Source organism: Adlercreutzia sp. CNCM I-6207, from assembly GCF_977072305.1.
In genome coordinates this window covers 1-21299 of sequence record NZ_CDRVLZ010000001.1, presented here as the reverse complement: position 1 = coordinate 21299, position 21299 = coordinate 1, and the positions used below count along the sequence as shown (strand labels likewise).

The window sequence follows — 21299 nt, the reverse complement described above, 5'->3', positions numbered from 1 at the left end:
AGCCAGACCCTCCGCGAAAACAGGGGACTTAGCGGTCGTCGGCGTCAGGATGGTCCCGATCGTAAGCGTCGGCAGCTTTCTGGGCGCCGTCGGCCATAGCAGCCAGCTTCGGATCCATTCCATCCGGGTTCGCATCGATGAAGCCCGCACCGCCGGCTCCCACTTGGGCCGCCAGGGCCACTTCGCCATCAACAGCGGCATCGTCGACTTCTTTGTTCGCCGCACTGGTGGTGAAGACGATCTGGCTCACGCCGCCGATGACGATGAGCGCACCGCCGATGAGCTGGAAGGCGGTCATGGTCTCGCCGAACAGGCACAGGCCCAGAAGCGACGCCATGATGGTCTCTTGGTAAGAGATGGCAGCCAGCTCGCCGGCCTTCAGGCGCTTGGTGGCATGGGTGAGCAGATAGAACGCGCCGAAGCCGGTGATGAGAGCGGCGGCAATCAGCCACAGCCAGGAATCGAGCGGCATGGTGAACATGTTCCAGGGGTGCGTGATGATCTGGCCAGCGGCGTCGACCTGCGTCACGCCATTCACTTTCTCGGTATAGGACAGCGGCTGCAGGCAGAAGTTGTGCCACAGCAGGAGCACGAGAATGGCCAGCGACGCAAACAAGAAGTTCCACCAGGAGCGCACGTTCGAGTCGCAATCCTCACGATAGCGGGAGAAGAACAGGTAGAGGCCATAGGCGACGCCCGACGCGAATGCGATGGCGTTGCCGAAGGTATAGGTGGGACCGAGGTCGAGCGTCAGACCCTCGGGAGTGACGATGCCCACGATGAACAGCATGCCGACTACCACGGCGATGATGCAAAGAATGCCACGCCAATCAATCTTTTCCTTGAGGAAGATCGCCGCAAGGATCGTCGAGTAAATGGGGCCGGTGTAAATGAGGAACGACGCGTTCGCCAACGTCGTGTACTGGGTGGACAGGCAGTACAGGCCGGAAAGCAGCCCCAAGAAGATGCCCGAAAGCAGCATCATGCCCGAGAATCGCGTGGCCTTCACCTTCTTGAAACCTCCGATGAACAAGAAGATGATCGTGAGCGCAATAAGGCCCGCGAAGTTGCGCCAGAACGACACGAAGTCGCCTGGGGCGTCAATGAAGCGCGTGAACGCTCCGATGCCGCCCATCAAAGATGACGAGCAGAACATCATGATAAATCCGATGAGCTTGTACTTTGCCCTTTCGTTCATAGGAACCCTCTTCCCATTCGATTTCGAAGACGCCTCATTGGAAGCACCTTCCCCTATGAGGAGAATTGTGCGGCCCAGCCGTAGGCGAGCGCAAAGGTCGAGTCGCAAACCCTGTTCCTCGAAACAGAATGTCAGCGGGTTTTTGTTTGAAGCTGAGGACAAATTGGCAATAATGTCACAAAATTGCGACAAGGGGGAAACCGCATCATGGTTCTCTTGACGTTCACCTTCAGTTGTCATCAATACAGCCACAGCGATCAGGTACTATGCGTTTAAGGAGGACATGACCAACCCCCGGATGCATACCCGAAACGAGCAGAAGGCGGCGCTCCTATGATCACTGACCTTACCCTGGGCGAGAACATCTTCAATTCCCCCGATTTGAGCATCAAGATGAAAATTCTTCATGCGGTGAACAAATCTCTCGATCAGATTACCGTGGCCGAGATCTGCCGCAACGCCGGCATCTCGCGACAGACCTTCTACCGGCACTTCGAGAGCAAGTACGACATCCCCTGGTGGTACTCCATCTTCTGCCGCCAGTTCTATTTGAACGAGATCGGCCGCACCATCGATTGGAAAACGGGCTACTACCACCATCTGCGGCTCATCGCCCAGGAGCGCGATTTCTTCCGTGAGTCCATCCAGTATTCGATCAACACGCCCTTCGGGCAGACCATCATGCCGGAAAACCGCAAGGCCGTACTTCTCGACACCTTAGAGAACTACCGCCATGTCGAGGTGAACGACAACCTGCGCTTCATCGTGGAGGTGTTCTCGAAGCTGGAATGCGAGGTCATGAACGACTGGTTCCGCTCCGACGAGCCCACCGATCTTGCGCGCTGGACCGACGATTTGGTGAGCCTCGTGCCCGACCGCCTCTACCGCGCTCTGGAGATACCCTCGACCGATCGGTAGAGTCGCACAAGCCCTTCATCCCGTCTCGCAATGAACCCGCCGAAGCAAACCAGCAGGTTCGCTTCGGCGAACTTGTAGTACCATGGGAACGCGAACGTCAAGGCGCCCGCGGGCGCACACGATAAAGGAGCGAGTCTCAATGTACGACGGTCTTCAGAGCCCGGGGCGCAACGACGAGTGCTGGTGCGGCAGCGGCAAGAAATACAAGAAATGCCACCTCGATTTCGACGAGCGCCTGGAAGAGCTCGCCGAGGCCGGCGAGGAGGTTCCCCCGCGCGATTTGCTGAAGACCCCGGCCGAGATCGAGGGCATCAAGCGCAGCGCCGAGGTGAACATCGGCGTGCTGGATTACGTGGCCGAGCGCATCGCGCCGGGCGTTACCACTGAGCAGATTGACCAGTGGGTGCACGACTACACCGTGGAGCACGGCGCCATTCCCGCTCCCCTCGACTACGAGGGTTTCCCGAAGTCGGTGTGCACCTCGGCCAATGAGGTGGTCTGCCACGGCATCCCCTCCCCTGACGAGGTGCTGCGCGAGGGCGACATCGTCAACATCGACTGCTCCACCATCAAGGACGACTTTTTCTCGGATTCCTCTCGTATGTTCTGCATCGGCGAGGTGTCGCCGGAGGCGGCCGATCTCGTGCGCGTCACGAAAGAGGCCGTGCAGGTGGGGCTGGACGCTATCAAGCCCTGGGGGCATCTGGGAGATATCGGCGCGGCCGTGAATGCCTATGCGCGCGAGCACGGCTACACAGTCGTTCGCGAGTTCGGCGGCCACGGCATCGGCCTGGAGTTCCACGAGGATCCCTTCGTGAGCTTCGTCACGGAAGCAGGCACCGGGCCCATTCTCGTGCCGGGGCTCTGCTTCACCATCGAGCCCATGATCAACGCCGGCGCCCAGGAGATCGACATGGCCGACCCCAACGGCTGGACAGTCCGCACCGCCGATCGCTCGCTGACGGCCCAATGGGAGGTCCAACTCGTCATCACCGAGGACGGTTACGAACTGCTCAGCTGGTAGAGGGATAGCTCACCGGGCACCGTTTCCGAAATGGTGGCGGCAACTTTACGGTCGCCATACGCTTAGCGGCCCGCTCCGATTTCGGGGCGGGCCGCTTCTATGCTGGTTTGCGTTCAATCAAGAACCCTTTCTCTGAGAGGAGCTTTCCCATGACCGAGAACACCAACCAAACCCCTGGCGCCACTGCCGGCTACGGCCCCGAAGGCCGCGAGCTCGAGCGGGAATCCCTCGCCTATGGCGAGCCCGCTCGCACCCCTGGCGATGTTGAGACCGCCGCTGCGGGCGATGCAAGCGAGATGCTCGGCGAGGTGCTGCAATCCCAGGAGCTGAACCCCGACGAGCCCGCCGTCACCAACGAGCCTCCCGTTATGCCGCAGAATCCGGTCGCGACCCATCAAGCTGCCTATCAGGCGACCTACGGGGCGCCCCAGCAGACTGCCGCGCCGCAAGCCCCCACGGCTCCCGCTTGCGCACCAGGAACCCCCGGCGCGCCTACAGCCTCGCCTCACACAGCGGCAGCCGCCACTGCGGCCGCCGTCCAGAAGACGCGCAAGACCATCGACCCCGAGCAAGTTTTCCGCATCTGCGGCATGATCGTCGGCGCCGTCATCATCGTCTTCGGCCTGTGCATGCTCGCCTACTACACGCCCGACGACGTCAGCTCCCTGTTCGACACCTACCAGATGAACGGCTCCGCCGGCTTCGCAAGCGCCGGCGCCACCTCGGCCCAAGTGCTGAAGGCCGGCTTCTCGATGCTACTCATCGGCTTCGGCGCCACCGACATCTGCGCCTTCGGTGCCAAGTACATGAAGGCCAAGAAGCGCGAGCAAAAGTAACAGTTTTCGGTGACGTTTTGCATTTTCTGTGAGGGTTGCTATAATGGTCACCGATTTACGCCGAAGCCCACAAGCTTCGAACGATGAGGGCTCTGTTTTTGGAGGGGACAGAGCCCTTTGTCATATCTAGGGACTCTAAGACAGATTTCGGGTTATAGGACAAAAAGCGTGCCCGCTCCCACTGCTCACTGCCTGTATTTCGGAAATAGACGCGAGTTTCGCGCAACTGAGATTAGGAATCAGGAAATAGATGCGAGTTTCGAGCGCAGTTTTTGGCAATTTGGCTCAAAATGGAGTCGTCCTGGCGCGCGAAACTCTCATCTAATTCCCAAATCGCTTCTCGTTGTCATCCGTCGCGCCCTGCCTGCAGAAAAAAGCCCCTCCAGCAGAGAGGGGCTCCGGTAAAGAGGGGCTCTGGCAGAGAAGGCTCGCCGAAGTCACTACACCGCGAACACCACCGAGCAGATGCTCAGCAGGATGGCGCCGAACACGAGCGTGAACACCATCATGGGCCACACGAACTTGAACCAGTGGGACATCTTCATGTCCAGCATCTGCAGCGTGGCCATCACGAGGCCCGTGGGCGCGATGTAGAGCATGGCGTACTGGCCGAACTGGTAGGCGGCCACGATGATCCAGCGCGGGATACCCACGGTGTCGGCCAGAGGCGCGAAGATGGGCATGGCCAGCACGGCCAGGCCGCTGGAGGAGGGCACCACGAAGCCGAGCACGAAGAAGATGAGCAGCAGGCAGATCACGAACAAAGGGCCGCTCATGCCGGCCACGAGGTTGGAGGCGGCGTTCAGCATGGTGTCGCTGATCATGCCCTCGGTGAGCACGTGGTTCACGCCGCGGGCCAGGCCGATGATGAGGGCCACGGGCACCAGGCTGGAGGCGCCGGATCCGAAGGCATCCACCATCTTCGACTCGCCCACGCCGTCCTTGCCCGTACCGCCGATGAACATCACGAGAATGGCCAGGGTCACGAACTCGGCGGCCATCTGCGGGAACCACCAGCCGAGGTTCATGACGCCGATGATCATGAGCACGAAGGCGGCCACGAAGATGACGAGCACGATCTTCTTGCGCAGGGTGAACTCGTGGGCCGCGGCGGTGTTGTCGTTAAGCTCCCACTGGGCGTTGAACTTGTCGCGGTCCTCGTAGGAGTAGCTGAACTTCGGATCGGCCTGCACCTTCTTGGCGTACCAGTGCAGGTACAGCAGAAACACGATGGCGCCCACCACCAGCGCGAAGGCGCGCACGGCGATGCCCTCGGTGAACACGGTGCCCGCGGCGTTCGAGGCGATGACGGCCGAGAAGGGGTTCACCGTGGAGAAGGTGGTGCCGATGGAGCCGGCCATGAAGATGGCGCCCACGACCACAATGGAGTCGTAGCCGAGCGCGATGAATATGGGCGCGAGAATCGGGTAGAAGGCCACGGCCTCCTCCTCTAGGCCGCACATGGTGCCGCCGAAGATCATGAACACCGACACGCCGAACACCAGCAAAAACTCGCGGCCCTTGGTCTTCTTCGTGAGGGCCGCAAGCCCCGATTCGAAGGCGCCGGTCACCTTCACTACGCCGATAAGGCCGCCCAAGCACAGGATGAACACCATGACGTCGATGCCGTCGATGACGCCCCATACCATGGAGTACGGAATGTCGGCGATGGGCACCGGGTGCGGGTCGAGCCCCTCGTAGGTGCCGGGAATGGACACGGCCTTGGTGATGGCGCCGCTCGTGAACTGGTCGATGTCGATCTTCACGCCGAGGTCGTCCAGCGTCTGCTGCGTGGCGTCCAGCTGCGAGGTCTCGCCGGTGGGGGTGGTCATCTCAAGCTTGCCGCTGTCGGCGTCGTAGAGCAGCTTGGAGTACTGGCCCGCCGGCACGAACCACGTGCAGATGACGGCGATAATGGTCACGATGAACAGGATGGTGAACGCCGAGGGGAAGGAGAACTTGCGTTTCTTCTTCTCCTTTCCCGGTTCCTCGGTTGGGATGGGGCGGGCCTCCATGGTTGTCTCAGCCATGATGATCTCCTATCTGAATCGGGGCGGAGTGCCGAACGCCTCCCCGCGGACCCTCGTCGCCCGGTCCGGCAGACGGGCAGCCGGCCGGGCGGCCCGTCGAAGCGCGGCCCGAGGGCCCGCGGGAGGAAGTACTGGAGCGAGTGTAGGGTCGCCGGGGCTCGCCTGCCTAGGCATAAGGCGGGGATGGCCGCTGCCCGCGCCGGGTATAATTTGGTGATATTGTGGAGACGCCTTTCTAAACGGTAGCTAAACCGCAGGTGAGAAGGCCGTTGGCGGCCCGTTGCCAACGAGGGACCGTTCGTCCGCGACGGCGCCATCCGCGATTCGCTACACTGTGCTCGCTGGCTTGCCCGCGCCCCGCGCGCCCTCCGACGCCCCCATCTTCGAGGAACGCCATGACCCTGCTGTTCTACTACACGCTTCTCATCATGTTCTTCTACACCATCGTGGCGGCCACGAGCCTGTCGGCCTTCTACGTGTCACGGCGGCGCACCTTCCTCTACGCCACCGTGGGCTTCGCGTTCTACTTCTTCGACGTCTCCCTCGTCTTTAAGGACAATTTCATCACCCCCGATGCCGTGTTCGAAGCCGCCTCGTTTTACGATGTGGGACACCCTTATACCTCCATCATCACCGGCGGCGGCGCGTTCCTCTTTCTGTGGCTGGCCGCCTGCCGCTACTGCCGGGAAGAACGCCCCGTTGTTCGCTTTGCGCCCGTGGCACTGTGGGCCGCGCTGTCGCTGGCCGCCTATCAGCTCATCGAGAACCCGCAATGGAGGGAGTTCATCTACTACAACCTGCGCGCTGTGCTGCAGCTGACCTGCTACGGCCTGCTCGCCTGGTGGTACACGCACTCCCCCGACCCCGAGCGGCGCTCCATCATGAAGAGCCACCGCACCGCGTTCTTCTGGGCCATCGGCCTTACCTGCGGCATCATTCTGGAGAACGTGTACGTCCAGCTGATCTTCGACCCCGGCTCCATTCCCCGCGGCATGTGGGTCCTCGCCGAGCGCAGCCCCATGGAGAACCTCCTGTTCATCTGCTACGGCCTGGCGGTTCTGCGGGGCGCGTCGGTGTCCCTGCAGCTGCGAGCCCGCGAACTGCCCGAAGGCGACGATCCGCTGCTCGCGGAGTCCATCGACCGCCTGCTGCCTTTATATAGCCGCACCTACGATCTCTCCAAGCGCGAGGAGGAGGTGCTGCGGCACGCGCTCATGGGGAAGGACAACCAGAACATTGCAAGCGCACTAACGCTTTCCGCCGGCACCGTGAAGGTGCATATGCACAACATCCTGAAGAAGACCGGCCACGCCAACCGCGCCGAGCTGGCCGCCGACTTCTGGGAGCGCTGAGCAAAGGGCTTTCGCGAGGTTTTTGCTACATCTCGAGAACATGACCCCAAAGGGCTACATATTGTGCTAGAATTCCGTTTCGCTAACTAGATATAGTGAACCAGCGAGGCATTAACCGAACCGCAAACGACAAGGAGCCTATCATGGAGAACAAGATGATCGACGGCGTGAAGGTGGCCGTGAACTACGCACAGGCCAGCGATACCCCCGTATCCGACGACGAGATCAAGGCCTACATCAAGCGCGCCTACGACAAGTACCCCCATGGTCAGCTGGAGTCGCTGACGCTGGATGTCGATGGCGAGGACGTGGGCATCCACTACGGGCTCGCACCGGTGAAGTTCGACCGCATCCGCCGCATCACCGGTTACCTGGTGGGTACGCTCGACCGCTTCAACGACGCCAAGCGCGCCGAGGAGCACGACCGCGTCAAGCACGAGGTTCCCGCCTGCTGCAAGTAACCTGGCTTTTTTCGCAGTCTGAAAGCCTACAGCGGCAATCGCCCTTCCAGGGCGCGGCCCAAGGTGACCTCGTCGGCGAATTCCAAGTCGCCGCCGACGGGAAGCCCGCTGGCCGGGCGCGTCACCTTCACGCCCAAGGGCTTGATGAGCCGCGCGAGGTAGGCGGCGGTGGTCTCCCCTTCAATGTTGGGGTTCATGGCGAGCACCACCTCGGTCACGTCCTCGCGACCGAGGCGCGCCATCAGCTCGGCGATGCGCAAGTCGCCGGGGCCGACACCCTCCATGGGTGCCAGCACGCCGCCGAGCACATGGTAGACGCCGTTGAACACGGCCGTGCGCTCGATGGGCGGGATGTCGCGGGGCTCGCTCACCACGCAGATGACCGAGTCGTCGCGCTTGGCACTGGCGCAGATCTCGCACAGGTCGCCCTCGGCATAGTTGAAGCAGCGGGCACAGAAGTGCACGCCCGCCTTCACCTCGCGGATGGCGTCGGCCAGACGCAGCGCCTCGGCCGCGTCGGTGTTCAGGATCCAATAGGCCATGCGCTGGGCCGACTTCGGCCCCACGCCGGGCAAACGCTCCAGCTCATCGAGGAGCTTTTGGATGGAAGGTGCCGCTTGCACGAATGTCGCCTTAGGGCGCGGCTACATCAGGCCAGGGATCTTCATGCCGCCCATGACGGCGTTCATGCGGGCGTTGGCCGCCTCGCTGGCGGCGCGCAGCGCCTCGTTCACGGCGGCGACGACCATGTCCTGCAGCATCTCCACGTCCTCGGGATCCACGGCAGCGGGGTCGATGGTGATGTCGGTGATGGCCATCTCGCCGGTGGCCGTGGCCTTCACCATGCCGCCGCCGGCCGAGGCCTCGAAGGTCATGGCGGCGATCTCCTGCTGGGCCGCGGCAGCATCGCGCTGCATCTTCTGAGCCTGCTTCATCATTTTCTTCATGTCCATGAAAGGGTCTCCTTTGCTGGTTCGCGGGTCGCGCCCGACTGCTAACGTATTCTAGGGCATCTCGCCCAATCTCGCTTAGACGACTTCCTCGAAGTTGACGCCGTCGCCGAAGCCGAAGGCAAGCGAGGCGGCGAGGTCGGGCTCCTCTACGGGATTCGGGGAAGGCCCGGACACGGCATCGGGCTCGGGGGGAAGCGCGGAGGCGGACGGTGCTGCCATCGAAGGGGCCGGCGAGGGGGCAGGAGCGGACGCAGGCGCTTGAGGTGTCGCACCAGACGGCGCCGGCACCTGGGGCGCCTCCTCCCACGGGGGCACTTCGGAAGAGGCTGCGGGAGAGGCATTTGCGGAGACGCTCGGCGCCGGGGAGGTCGCTGCGCCCTGGGGCGAGGCGCCCCGGGAGGCGAAGGGATCCCCGAAAGGGATATCCGCATCGTCGTAGGGGACGTAGTCGTCGTAGGGCGGCCGATCGTCATCGGGCGCGGGGGCCGGCGAGGACGCCGGCGCAGCGGCGGGAGCGGGAACCGCGGGCGCGTTCACGCTAGAAGGCGCGCCGGACATCGGGCTCGCCGAAGCAGTGGAAGAGGCAGCGGACGGGGCAGGTACCGATTGAGAGGCCGGTGCGGGTACGTTAAATGCGGAAGCCGCGGCGGGAGCAGAGGCCATCGGAGCCGAGGCGCCGCCCTTGCGCAGCTCGAAGGGAATGTCCCCGTGGGCTTCGCGGCGCAGAGCCTGGGCGAGCTCGGCCTGCACGTCGGGTTTCTGCACGGCGCGGAAGGCGAAGTCGTTCTCGGCGGGGAACTCGATGAGAAGCGCGCCAGCCGCCGCATCGAAGACCGCCTTGGTGTTCATGAACAGCACGCCGTAGGCCGCCTTGGACTTCTTCAGCGAGGCGAGCACACCGGCCCAGAGACGCTGCAGCGAGGCCATATTCGAGAGGGCGGCGGTGATTTCCGACGATAAGGCGCCCGCAGCGGCCGAAGCGGGCGGTGCGGAAACGGGGGCGGATGCCGTAGACGGCGCGGGGGCAACGGCAGCAGAGGTCGCCGCGGCAGGGGCTGCCGCCGGGACAACCTCTTCCGTAGGGGCAGACCTTGGTCTGCCCTCCGCGAGCGAGGCGGACGGGCTGTCGCACGGCGCTGACCCAGCTGGAGCCGAGGGGCGACCAAGGTCGCCCCCTACGGGGCTCGCTCCAGCAGGGGCAACCGCAGCCGGGTTCGCTCCTGCAGGGGCAACAGCAGCCGGGGCGGTTGCCGCAGACGCAGGGGCAACCGCTGCCGAAACGACCGCCGCCGGAGCAGCGGCAGACACAGGCGCAGGAGCAGCCACCGGCACGCCTGCGGACGCGGGCGCCGCGGCAGCCACGACAGAGGCGCCGGCCAGCTGGCGCTCCAGGGTTTCCACGCGCTCGGCCAGAGCTTCCAACGTCACATCGGCGTCGGGGCGCACCATGCGCGTCAGCGCGATCTCGAAGGTAAGCCGCGGGTTCGTGGACGTCTTCAGCTCGCCGGCTACATCCCCCAAAACACCCAGAAGCCGCGCCAGGCGGTCGACGCCGAACAGCGGCAGCTCCTGGATCAGCTCGCGGCGCGTCGTCTCGGACACGTCGAGCACCACCTCGGGCCCCGCCACAGCCATAACGTACATGTTGCGCATATGCTCGGCCAAATTCGCGACGAACTGGGCCATGTCGGCGCCGGTTTCCACGTACTCGGCCACCCAGCGGAAGCACGCCGCCGCGTCGCGGGCGCCTATCGTCCGCACGATGTCGGCCAAATCCGTGGAGTCCACGGCTCCCAGCATCCGCTCGGCCACTTCCATGGTCACCGCACCGTCGCCGAAGGCGATGAGCTGCTCCAGCGAAGTGAGCGCGTTACGCATGCCGCCCTCGGCCCGATGCGCGATGAGCTCCAGGGCCTCCCCTTCGAACTCCACGTTCTCGGCGGTGCAGATGGCCCCCAAGCGAGACACCATGGCCTCGGTGGAGATGCGGCGGAAATCGAAGCGCTGGCACCGCGAGTGAATGGTCTCGGGCACCTTCTGGGGATCGGTGGTGGCCAGGATGAACACCACGTGACTCGGCGGCTCCTCCAGCGTCTTCAACAACGCGTTGAAGGCGGCCGTCGAGAGCATGTGCACCTCGTCGATGATGTATACCTTGTAGCGCCCGCGCGTCGGCGCGAACTGCACGCGGCCGATGATCTCCTCGCGGACGTTCTCCACGCCGGTGCGGCTCGCGGCGTCCAGCTCGTACACATCGGGGTGCTCGCCGGCAGCGATCATCTCGCAGTCGTCGCAGGTGCCGTCGGGCTCAGCCGTGGGCCCCTTCTCGCACAGAAGCGCCTTGGCCAGAAGGCGCGCCGTGGTGGTCTTGCCGGTGCCGCGCGGGCCCGTGAACAGGTAGGCGTGGCTCACCTTGTCCTGGGCGATGGCGTTTTTGATGGTGCGCTCGATGTGCTCCTGACCAACCACGTCCTCGAAGATCTGCGGTCGGTACTTGCGATAGAGTGCCTCGGCCATGGCCTACTCCCCGCCTTTCTCCTCAGTCTCGGAAGCCGCCTGCGCGTCCTCGGCCGCCACCCGGCGCCGCGCCTCCGCCTTCGCCTCGGCCTCGGCGCGCATCACGCGCTCCTCGGTCAGCTCGCGCTCGTACTCGGCCTCGTTCACGCGCTCGGCCGCCTGGGCTACCGGATCGCCCTCCTTGGCGCGACGACTGTTCAGCGCGGCCTTGATGACACCGATGAACGCCGGCGCCACCGACACGGCCACAATGCCCAGCACGATCACCTCGAAGTGCTCCTGCACAAACGGAATACCGCCGAAGAAGTATCCCACCAGCACGAACAGGCTCACCCAGGAGATGCCGCCGACGGCGTTGAAGAACGTGAACTTCCCGAAGTTCATATGTCCGGTACCAGCGATGAACGGCGCGAAGGTGCGGAAAAACGGCATGAACCGCGTGATGATGATCGTGAGCCCGCCATAGCGCTCGAAGAAGTGGTCGAGCTTGGCCATGCGCTCGGGCGTGAGCGCCTTCACCTTCCCCGAATCGATGATGCGGCTGCCGAACAGGCGCGCGATCCAGTAGTTCGAGGTGTTGCCCAAAATGGCTGCCGCCCAGAACACGATGAGCGTGGCCCACACGTTCAGGCCGCCGCCGTCGGCGGAGAACACGCCCGCTGCGAACAGGAGCGAGTCGCCCGGCAGAAACGGGAAGAACACGAGCCCCGTCTCCACGAACACGATGAGGAACAGCGGCGTGTACACCCACACCGGGCCCAAAGCGATGATCCAGCCGGCGATGAAGCCGCGCGGGTCTTTCAAAAGGTTGATGAAAAAGTCGATGATGCCCACCGAGTCTCCAATCTGCAGAATAATGTCGAAGGCGGCGCGCCGCCGGCCCCATTGTATTTTCAGGGGCCGTGGCAATGCCGCCCTGCGCAAAAGCGCCACGGTAATTTTACGTTGGCACCGCGGCACGCCCTTCGCGCAAAAGTGCCCCGAATAGGTATGGGCGCTCGTCAGCGGTCCCTTATGGCTGCTTCCTCCCGGACCTGACCAGGTTCGGAACATGTCGCCGCCCATACCCATTCGAGGCACTCGAACTCGTAAGGCTTAAGTATAGGGGAAGCGCGCACGACTGGCGACGGCGCTCCCCTCCGGTAACTAAAAGTCCATAGGACGCCCGCTCAAGACCGCCTGAAACCGTCTGCGGGCATTTTCACTACGCGATCCTTGTTAAGATCTTCGTAAGGTCTTCGCAAAAACCGGGGGAATTGCTACTATTCTTTCGACCCTTAAACGTAACTCAAACACATCAGTCCCGAGGATGTCATGGCCCGATCCGATTACAGCCGCTACGACGACGAACCCAGACGCTCCCAAGGCGGCCTCTCTCTTTCCACGGGCCGCTTCGACGGCCGCTCCACGGGTAGCACCCGTTCGTCTTCCCCCTGCGGCAACCGCCCGCGCGGCACCCGGCACAACCCCCTGCGCGACGAGTATCCCTCAAGCCGCGACCGCCGTCGCGAGCCCGAGCCGGGACGCCGGCACTCAGGCGGCGAGCGCTCCCCGCGCGGCGAGCAGTCCCGCGGCAAACAAGCGCCCGCCGGCAATCGCGGCGCCCAAGGACGCTCGCGCAACGGCGCTCCCTCTGGCCGCGGTAGCCACGCCCCTCGCGCAGGCGCCGCGTTCGCCCCCCAGATGCACACGCTCGCCCCGGCCGGCGGTTTCAACCTCGCACGGGCGGCCATGGCGCTCATCGCTATCGCGCTGGCCGTCATCTTCGCCATGGCGCTTTTCCACATCGGTCCTTTCGCATCGGCCGCCGCCAAAGACGGCAGCAAGCATGTCGGCGTCGCCAGCGCCAACGCCGTGGGCGGCAACGCCTCCTACTTCGCGCAGAACGTCGCTACCCAGGTGAGCCTCGCCCGCCCCGTCGAGCCGGAGCTGGCCCAGCTGCCCGCCTACACGCCGACCCGCGACGACCTTACCAACCTCGCCGGGCAGAAGGCCCCCTTCGCCTTCGCCCTCGGCAACGCGACCAACGACGCCGGCGAACAGGCCGCCGCGCCCGTGCTCTCCGACCGTTCCCTCGTGAGCTTGAACAACGCGCTCTCCTACTACGACAACAATGGCTATGAGGCCAGCTACCTCATCATGGATCTGGGCACGGGACGCGGCATTGCCGGCAACGTGGACGTGCCCATCTACGGCGCCAGCTCGTTCAAGGGCCCCTATTGCGCCTATGTGGTGAACAAGGAGTTCCCCAACGACATCGACCGCGCCTCGTCTTCGCGCCTCACTCAGGTGGAAAACACCATTGTCTGGTCGGACAATTCCTCCTACGGCAAGCTGCGCCGCACCTACGGAAACGACGGCATGGAAGCATGGCTGGCCGAGGCCGGCGTCGATACGGCGCTGGTGAACGACACGTACTTCCCCACCTACACGGCACGCCAGTCGGCCCTCATGTGGTTGAAGATCTACGAGTACCTGACGACTGCCGATACCTCGGCAGCCCAGTGGCTCTCCGACACCTTCGGCAAAACCGAAGTCTCATTCCTGCGCAACGGCGCCCTGGGCACCACGAGCGCAGGGCACACCGACTACCTGCCGGAAGAGGGTTCCGGCGGCGAGGAAGGCGTGGAAGACGACGGAAGCGACGAGGAGGGCTCCGAGGAGAGCACGGCCGCCGACGGCTCCGAAGGCGACGGCTCCGTGCTCACCGAAGACGCGGAGGGCGGCCAGACGCTCATTGAAGAGGACAAGACCGTCGCGTCTATCGGCACGAACATCACCGTGCGCAACAAAGCCGGCTGGATCGACGGCCAAGACGACGCCGTGTGCGATTCGGGCATCGTCACGATCAACGGTCGCGACTACCTCATAACCATCATGACCAATGCGCCCGACTCGGCCGCCGGCGAGCAGGCCTTCGCCCACCTCGCCCGCACCCTGCTGGAAATCCGCGGCGACTTGGTGTAGGAGGACCCGTGGCCGACGCTCCCGATAATCCTCTCGCCCCACACACGCGGCCACCCTACTATGCCGGGCAGCCCATCGAGTTCGCCGGCTATGTGGACGACTTCGACCGCACGATCTGCGCCATGGAGTTCTCGCTGGACGACGGCGCCTCCTGGACGGCCTACCCCACCGCCGCCGTGGACAAGAGCCGCGGCGTGAATTGGCGGTTCGTCTACACGCCGGAAACCCCCGGGCGCTATCTTCTGAAGGTGCGGCCCGTGACCGAGGACGGCGAGCCCTCCACCCTGGTAGCCGGCTTCGCCTTCGAGGCGCTGCCCGCCGGGGGCACTTACGGGGATGCGCGCATCCGAGCCGTGGGCGGCTCGTTCAAGGACGCGCGCATCTTCCGCTCGCGGGAGCTCGCGAACCTCACCGGTGAGGAGGCGGCCTTCCTCTCGGGTGCCCTCGGCATCGCCACCATTTACGACTTGCGCACGGCCTCCGAGGTGGCGGCGCACCCGGAGCCCTACATCGTGGGCATGCGCACCGTGGCGCTGGAGCCTTCCACCGAGCACCGCCGCAAGGATTCCAACAAGCGCCTCATCGCCGGCGTCATCGAGCGCTACGGCGAGCCCGAGGAGCGCATGGCCGCGAACTACCGCCGCTACGTGCGCGAGTATCCGCTGGTGGGGCAGGCCCTGCGCTCCATGGCCGCCGAGGGACGCCCCGCGCTCATCCACTGCGTGAACGGCAAGGACCGCACCGGGGTGCTATGCGCCACGCTTTTGCGCGCCACCGGAGCCGACGAGGACGCCATCATGGAGGACTATCTGCGCGTGAACGCCGACCACGCCGACCTCATCGCAGAGGAGGCAGCGCACCTCGACGGGGGCATGACCGACCACGAGCGCGCCATCCTGCTGTCGTTTCTGGAAGCGCGGCCGGCCTACCTGCGCGCCTACTTCGACGAGATCGACCGCCTCTACGGCAGCTTCGCCGCCTACCTGCGCGAGGGCCTGCACCTCACCCCCGAAGCCACCGAAAGCCTCCGCGCCTTGGTGGCCTAGGCCGCGCTTTCGGAAACGCCTGCGCCCTGGAAGCCGATAGCCCAAAGCTCGGGCACGCATTTTCGCTTTTGCCCGCGCAAATGCCAGTTCGACCCAGAAATGGTCGTTCGCGTCTTGCCATAACGGGGTCGAACTGGCATTTCCTTACCATTTCACCCCTTAACTGGCATCGCGCCGTGCCATAACGGGGTCGAAGTGGCATTTGCCTCGCCTGAAACGAAAGCGTCCCGACCCCATGGCCTTCTCGCGCAAAAGGCGCCCGCCCGAAGGGGCAGGCGCCTTGCAAGCTCTATTGCGTTCGACCGCGCTGCGCGCTTACAGGATGCGTAGGCTCACATCCTTCAGCTGGCGGCCGGTGACGGCACTCGGAGCGCCGGTCATGGGGTCGCTCGCGCTGCTCGTCTTCGGGAAGGCGATGACATCGCGGATGGAGTCCTTGCGGGCCAGAAGCATCACGAGACGATCCAAGCCCAGGGCGATGCCGCCGTGCGGCGGGGCGCCCAGCTCCAGCGCGCGAATGAGGTGGCCGAACTTCTCGTCGATCTCCTCATCGGTCAGTCCCACGACGCGCAGGATGCGGCGCTGCTCCTCGGCGTTGTGGATGCGGATGGTGCCGCCGCCCACCTCGAAGCCGTCCATGACCAAGTCGTAGGAGTAGCTGCCACAGGCCAGCGGATCGCTCTCGATCTTGCCCAGATCCTCCTTCAGCACATGGGTGAAGGGATGGTGCTCGGCAGCGTACTTCTTCTCGTCCTCGTCATAGCGGAACATGGGGAAGTTCACGACCCACAGCAGCGCGTGGCCCTCGCGGGGGATGTTCATGGCGTCGGCCATGTGCAGGCGCAGGGCGGAGAGCACCGCGTTGGCGATCTCGGGCTTATCGGCCGCGAACAGCAAAAGATCGCCGGGCTCTACTTCCATCTCGGCCTTCAGGGCCGCCCACTCCTCGTCGGTGAAGAACTTCTTGATGGGGCTCTTCTCCTGGCCATCGGTGGTGAACGCCACCCAGGCCATGCCCTTGGCGCCGTTGGCCTCGGCGATGCTGGCGAGCTTCTCCACCTCGCCGCGGGACCAGTCGCCGGCACCCTTGACGTTGATGGCCTTCACCACACCGCCGGACTGAGCCACGCTCGCGAACACCTTGAAGCCGGTATCCTTCACAATGTCGGTGATGTCGTGGAGCAGCATGCCGAAGCGCACGTCGGGGCGGTCGCAGCCGTAGTCGCGCATGGCGTCGGCATACTGCATCTTCTGCAGCGGGAAGGTCACGTCAGTCACGCCCACGGCCTTCAAGGTCTCGGCCATGACGCCTTCCATCATGTCGCACACATCGTCGCCCTCGACGAAGGACATCTCGATATCTACCTGGGTGAACTCGGGCTGGCGATCGGCGCGCAGGTCCTCGTCGCGGAAGCACCGGGCGATCTGGTAGTAGCGTTCCACGCCGGCGCACATGAGCATCTGCTTGAACTGCTGGGGGCTCTGGGGCAGGGCGTAGAACTTGCCCGGGTTCGGCCGCGACGGCACGATGTAGTCGCGGGCGCCCTCGGGCGTGGAGTTCGCCAGAATCGGGGTCTCGATCTCCAGGAAACCGCGCTCGTCCAGGGCCCGGCGCATGGCCTGGGTCACCGTGTGGCGCAGCTTCAGGTTGGCGAGCATCTCGGGACGGCGGATGTCCAGATAGCGCCACTTCATGCGCGTGATCTCATCGGTCTCGATGCCATCCTCAATGGAGAAGGGCGGCGTCACCGACGTGTTCAGCACCTGTACCGCATTGGCCAAAACTTCGATCTCGCCCGTGATCATGTTCGGGTTGATAGCCTCCGGTGCACGCTCGCGCACGCGCCCGGACACCTTCAGCACATACTCGCGGCCCAAGTGCTCGGCCGCATGGAAGTCCTCCTCGCTCACGCAATCGGGATCGACCACCACCTGGGTGTAGCCGTCGCGGTCACGCAGGTCGATGAAGATGAGGCCGCCGTGGTCGCGAGTGTGCCACGCCCAACCGCACAAAGTCACCTCTTGGTTCACATCAGTCGCACGCAGCTGCCCGCAGGTGGCGGTGTGCATGCAATATTCGTTGCGGAAGTCTTCCATAGTCGTTTCGTTGCTCCTAGGGGTCAAAAATCACGTGCCCGTAATCGTACCGCATTGCAGGCGCGCAAGCTAGCTTTCAGCGCGTTCAGCAACGGAAAAGCGCACAGACGGCAGCAAAAAGCCCCCGTCGCTCTCGCGCAGCGACGGGGGCTGAGCAATGCACGATCGGTTCTTATCCTTTGATCAGATCGCGCAGCACGTACTGGAGGATGCCGCCATTCTCGTAGTAGCGGCCCTCCGTGGGCGTGTCGATGCGCACGGTGGCATCGAAGGTCACGGCGCTTCCATCGGGCTTCTTGGCCGTCACCTTCACGACAGCCGGGCTCGGCAGCCCCGCCGAGAAGTCGATGGGCGCCACCGTGATGGTCTCGGAGCCGTCGAGACCCAGCGTCTCCGCGTTTTGCCCCTCGATGAACTGCAGCGGCAGGATGCCCATGCCGATGAGGTTGGAGCGGTGAATGCGCTCGAAGCTCGCGGCGATGGCCACGCGCACGCCGAGCAGCATCGGGCCCTTGGCCGCCCAGTCTCGGGACGAGCCACTTCCGTACATCTTGCCCGCGAGCACCGCCGCCGGCGTGTCGGATGCGGCGTAGTTCTCGGCGGCATAATACAGAGGCGTGATCTCGCCGGTGGTAAAGTCGCGGGTCCAGCCGCCCTTGCGTCCATCGGCCAACTTGTTCTGCAGCTTCACGTTAGCGAAGGTACCGCGCATCATCACCTCGTGGTTGCCGCGGCGGCTGCCGTAGGTGTTGAAGTCGGCCGGGGCCACGCCATAGGCCTCCAGGTACTCGGCCGCCGGCATGTCCGGCGCGATGGCACCGGCCGGCGAGATATGATCGGTCGTGATGAAGTCGCCGAAGTTGCCGAGCACGCGGGCGCCCTCGATGGCATCCTGGCCCGCAACCTCGCGGGTCATGCCGTCGAAATAGGGCGGGCGGCGCACGTAGGTAGAGCCGTCGTCCCAAGCGAAGGTATCGCTCGGCTCGGCCCCCAGGGCCTGCCACGCGGCGTCGCCCTCAAACATGTCTGCGGCGCCCTGCTCGTACAAGTCGGCCGTCACAAACTCGTCCACAAGAGCGGCCACCTCATCGGCGGCGGGCACGATGTCGGCATAGAACACGGGATTGCCCTCAGCGTCCGCGCCAAGGGGATCCTTCTCCAGATCGATGTCCATGGTGCCGGCGATGGCGTAGGCGATGACATTGGCCGGCTGCATCAGGTAGTTCTGCGACACGTCCGGTGAAATGCGGCCCTCGAAGTTGCGGTTGCCCGACAGAACGCTGGCCAGCTCGATGTCGTCGGCCACGGCATGCATGGCCTCGGAGAGGGGACCCGAGTTGCCAATGCAGCTCATGCAACCGAAACCGCAGGTATAGAAGCCCAGCTGGCGCAAGGGCTCAGTAAGCCCCGCCCGCTCGAGCAGAAGCTCGGTGGCGCGGCTACCGGGAGCCAAGATGGTCTTCACCCAGGGTGCCGGCGCAAGCCCGCGCTCGGCGGCGTTGCGCGCCATGAGGCCCGTGGCCAGCATCATGGCCTGGTCGGTGGCCGTGGTGCAGCTCGTCACGGCGGCGATGGCAATGGCTCCGTGGGTCAGCTCGTAGTCCTCGCCGTCAACTTCCACATGCACCGTCGCATCGTCGAGGCCGCGCTCGGCGCAGATGGCGCGGAAGCGCTCGCCGGCCTTGGCGAGCGGAATGCGATCGTGGGGGCGCGAGGGGCCCGCCAGAGAAGGTTGAACTGTGGAAAGATCGAGCTCGATCACCTCGGCATAGGTGCGCGGCGCCGCCTCGGGATCATTCCAGTAGCCCTGGGCCTTCGCGTAGGCTTCAACCAGAGCCACCTGCTCGGCGCTGCGGCCCGTGAGGCGCAGGTAGTCCAGGGTGCGGTCGTCCACCGGGAACAGCGTGCAGGTGCAGCCGTACTCCGGGGTCATGTTCGAGATGCAGGCGCGCTGGGTGGCGGAAAGCGCCGCCACGCCGGGGCCGAAGCATTCCACAAAGCAGCCCACCACACCGCGCTCGCGCAGCATTTGTGCGAACGTCAGCGACACGTCCATGGCCGACACGCCTTCGGACAAGTCGCCCGTCAGCTTCACGCCAATGACGCGGGGCACAAGCGTCGTGATGGGTTGGCCCAGCGCGGCCGCCTCCGCCTCGATGCCGCCCACGCCCCAGCCGAGCACACCGATGCCGTTGGCCGTGGGCGTATGGGAGTCGGTGCCCACAAGCGTGTCGAAGTACACCACGGGCGTGCCATCGGCGCCGGTAAGGCCGGCGGGAGATTCCATGACCACGCTGGCGAACTTCTCGATGTTCAGCTGGTGGCAGATGCCCTGTCCCGGCGGCACGATGCGCACGTTCTCGAAGGACTCCTGGGCCCACTTCAAAAAGTCGTAGCGCTCGCCGTTGCGCTTGAACTCCAGCTTCATGTTCTCATCCATGCAGCCGTCGCACCCGGCCACATCCGCGATGACCGAATGGTCGATGACCAAATCGCACGGTACCTGCGGGTTGATCTTCTTCGGATCGCCGCCCAGATCGGCGCAGGCCTCGCGCATGACGGCGAAATCGACAAACACCGGCACACCCGTGAAGTCCTGGAACAACACGCGCGCCGGCGAGAACTCCACTTCCTCGCCCGTCTGGCCCGCCAAGCCAGCAGTTACGATGCGCTCGGCCATGGCCTGGGCCTCTTCGGGCGTGCGCCCGCAGCGCAGCGCATTCTCCAAAAGCACGGTAAGGGAGTAAGGCAGCTGCGCCGCCCCCTCTATCTCGCTCACCGGGTAATAGGTGTAGGCCCCATTGCCCACCTTCAAAGAAGCTTCAAAGCTCATGTATCAATCTCCTTGGAACTAAGCTACATTCTCGATGATCTGAGCGGCACGGCGCTTGAGCATGCCCTTGCCGTTCTCGGCATCGAAGCGCATACGATCGGCCAGGGCGCTTTTCACAGACCCGTCCAGCTTCCCCTGGGAGAAGTCGATGACCGCCAGAAGCATATCCTGGAATTCCAAATCGCCGTGATAGCACTGGATGCCCTCGTCGATGAGAGGCCATACTTTTTCCGAGCGTTTCTCGGTCGTCGCACCCAGCTTGCACAGAAAGCGCATGGCGGCCAAACGCAAAGGACCGCTGTCCTCGTCGAACAGGGCCGCCTCGGCGCCGGGGATGGCCTTGTCGCAGGGCCGAGAGTCGAAGGGCACGACGTAAGTCAGCGCATCAAGACATTCCCAACGCGTCTGAGCCTCAGAGCGCTCCAATGCGTCGACGAGATCGGACGCGAAAGGCACGAGTATTTCAGGATTCTCAGCAGCCACGCCTGCAATGACCTTCGCTGCCTGCTGGCGGCCGCGGCGGCTCCCATCGGAAAGAGCCTCCACCAACTCCTTCAGCTTCGCCGAATCCTTCAGCGCCTCCTCAACGCGCTTCTTATCTTCAGGGGTCTCTGAACTCAAGGGAAACCTCCCTTTCCTGACGAGCCCTTCGGCTCTGTCATCGACGCCAGTTTTCCAGAAAACATTATACGCGTCCTTATATTTTCAAAGAAAGAAGCCGTTCCCATTTCACGGTTAAGGGCGCACAAAAACAAAAAGACGCCCGCATGGGCGTCCAAATAATAATATAGTTTTGTCGCACAGGTTCGCCCGAGGAAGTCGGCGAGGGTCCGACGGGCGCCCGGAATTGCCCCGCCTCGGGGCCAAGCGGCCTCCGCGCCGCGCCGAGCCCCAAACAAGGGGCGAGGCCGGGCGCCTGTCGGAGCCGCGGCATCGGCAGGTCCGGCCGTCCCGTCAGGGCGGCCGGAACGCAGAAAAGCGCCCCCTGCGAGCGGAACGACCTGTCCTCCCGCGGCCTGGCGCCGCAGTACTTTCGGCGAGGTGGGGCTTAACTGCCGAGTTCGGAA

The 21299-nt window shown here is 64.2% G+C and carries 16 protein-coding genes and 1 other RNA gene; 7 read left to right on the top strand and 10 right to left on the bottom strand.

Annotation, left to right across the window (positions count from 1 at the left end; genetic code table 11):
* Positions 1-28: 28 nt before the first annotated feature.
* A complete protein-coding gene (locus tag ACW4QM_RS00085) occupies positions 29-1198 on the bottom strand; it encodes a DMT family transporter (RefSeq protein WP_455798073.1) in 1170 nt (389 codons plus the stop codon).
* 333 nt (positions 1199-1531) lie between these two features.
* Between ACW4QM_RS00085 and ACW4QM_RS00080 the strand changes: the two genes are divergently transcribed.
* The 3 genes from ACW4QM_RS00080 (at position 1532) to ACW4QM_RS00070 (ending at position 3976) form a co-directional block, all read left to right on the top strand.
* Entirely contained in the window at positions 1532-2116 is a 585-nt protein-coding gene (locus ACW4QM_RS00080; RefSeq protein ID WP_452039910.1) for a TetR/AcrR family transcriptional regulator, read from the top strand.
* A 139-nt stretch (positions 2117-2255) separates the two neighbouring features.
* Positions 2256-3140, top strand: coding sequence for a methionyl aminopeptidase (locus tag ACW4QM_RS00075; protein WP_455798072.1), 885 nt, complete (start codon positions 2256-2258; stop codon positions 3138-3140).
* Between the two features lie 149 nt (positions 3141-3289).
* Positions 3290-3976: a hypothetical protein gene (locus ACW4QM_RS00070; protein WP_455798071.1), complete on the top strand. Its 687-nt coding sequence runs from the start codon at positions 3290-3292 to the stop codon at positions 3974-3976.
* Positions 3977-4416: 440 nt separating this feature from the next.
* Here ACW4QM_RS00070 and ACW4QM_RS00065 read toward each other — a convergent pair whose 3' ends face one another.
* Positions 4417-6006, bottom strand: coding sequence for a YfcC family protein (locus tag ACW4QM_RS00065; RefSeq protein ID WP_161127908.1), 1590 nt, complete (start codon positions 6004-6006; stop codon positions 4417-4419).
* A gap of 395 nt (positions 6007-6401) precedes the next feature.
* Between ACW4QM_RS00065 and ACW4QM_RS00060 the strand changes: the two genes are divergently transcribed.
* On the top strand, positions 6402-7358 hold the full coding sequence (locus ACW4QM_RS00060; RefSeq protein ID WP_302012633.1) for a response regulator transcription factor: 957 nt from the start codon (positions 6402-6404) through the stop codon (positions 7356-7358).
* A 143-nt stretch (positions 7359-7501) separates the two neighbouring features.
* Positions 7502-7819 (top strand): anaerobic ribonucleoside-triphosphate reductase, encoded by a 318-nt coding sequence (gene nrdD, locus ACW4QM_RS00055; protein WP_114548947.1) that lies wholly within the window; start codon positions 7502-7504, stop codon positions 7817-7819.
* A 26-nt stretch (positions 7820-7845) separates the two neighbouring features.
* On the opposite strand, the gene recR is transcribed toward nrdD, so the two are convergent.
* The 5 genes from recR to ffs form a co-directional block, all read right to left on the bottom strand.
* Positions 7846-8442: a recombination mediator RecR gene (gene recR, locus ACW4QM_RS00050; protein WP_302012632.1), complete on the bottom strand. Its 597-nt coding sequence runs from the start codon at positions 8440-8442 to the stop codon at positions 7846-7848.
* Positions 8443-8463: 21 nt separating this feature from the next.
* The gene (locus ACW4QM_RS00045) at positions 8464-8772 is read right to left on the bottom strand and encodes a YbaB/EbfC family nucleoid-associated protein (RefSeq protein ID WP_022739071.1); all 309 of its coding nucleotides are present in this window, start codon (positions 8770-8772) and stop codon (positions 8464-8466) included.
* A 75-nt stretch (positions 8773-8847) separates the two neighbouring features.
* Positions 8848-11289 carry a DNA polymerase III subunit gamma/tau gene (gene dnaX / locus ACW4QM_RS00040; RefSeq protein ID WP_452041108.1) on the bottom strand — a complete coding sequence of 814 codons (2442 nt, stop codon included), beginning with the start codon at positions 11287-11289 and terminating at the stop codon, positions 8848-8850.
* Positions 11290-11292: 3 nt separating this feature from the next.
* Positions 11293-12123, bottom strand: a complete 831-nt coding sequence (locus tag ACW4QM_RS00035; protein ID WP_022739063.1) for a VTT domain-containing protein — start codon at positions 12121-12123, stop codon at positions 11293-11295.
* A 145-nt stretch (positions 12124-12268) separates the two neighbouring features.
* Positions 12269-12362, bottom strand: an RNA gene (gene ffs, locus ACW4QM_RS00030) — signal recognition particle sRNA small type.
* A gap of 241 nt (positions 12363-12603) precedes the next feature.
* On the opposite strand from ffs, the gene ACW4QM_RS00025 reads away from it, so the two are divergent.
* Entirely contained in the window at positions 12604-14256 is a 1653-nt protein-coding gene (locus ACW4QM_RS00025; protein WP_455798070.1) for a hypothetical protein, read from the top strand.
* An 8-nt stretch (positions 14257-14264) separates the two neighbouring features.
* On the top strand, positions 14265-15302 hold the full coding sequence (locus tag ACW4QM_RS00020; protein ID WP_455798069.1) for a tyrosine-protein phosphatase: 1038 nt from the start codon (positions 14265-14267) through the stop codon (positions 15300-15302).
* A gap of 315 nt (positions 15303-15617) precedes the next feature.
* On the opposite strand, the gene aspS is transcribed toward ACW4QM_RS00020, so the two are convergent.
* The 3 genes from aspS to ACW4QM_RS00005 all read right to left on the bottom strand — a co-directional run bounded on the left by aspS (position 15618) and on the right by ACW4QM_RS00005 (position 20853).
* The gene (gene aspS, locus ACW4QM_RS00015; protein ID WP_302223619.1) at positions 15618-17399 is read right to left on the bottom strand and encodes an aspartate--tRNA ligase; all 1782 of its coding nucleotides are present in this window, start codon (positions 17397-17399) and stop codon (positions 15618-15620) included.
* A 172-nt stretch (positions 17400-17571) separates the two neighbouring features.
* Complete coding sequence (acnA, locus tag ACW4QM_RS00010) at positions 17572-20232, bottom strand: aconitate hydratase AcnA (RefSeq protein WP_455798068.1); 2661 nt, start codon at positions 20230-20232, stop codon at positions 17572-17574.
* 18 nt (positions 20233-20250) lie between these two features.
* Positions 20251-20853 carry a hypothetical protein gene (locus tag ACW4QM_RS00005; RefSeq protein WP_455798067.1) on the bottom strand — a complete coding sequence of 201 codons (603 nt, stop codon included), beginning with the start codon at positions 20851-20853 and terminating at the stop codon, positions 20251-20253.
* Positions 20854-21299 lie beyond the last annotated feature (446 nt).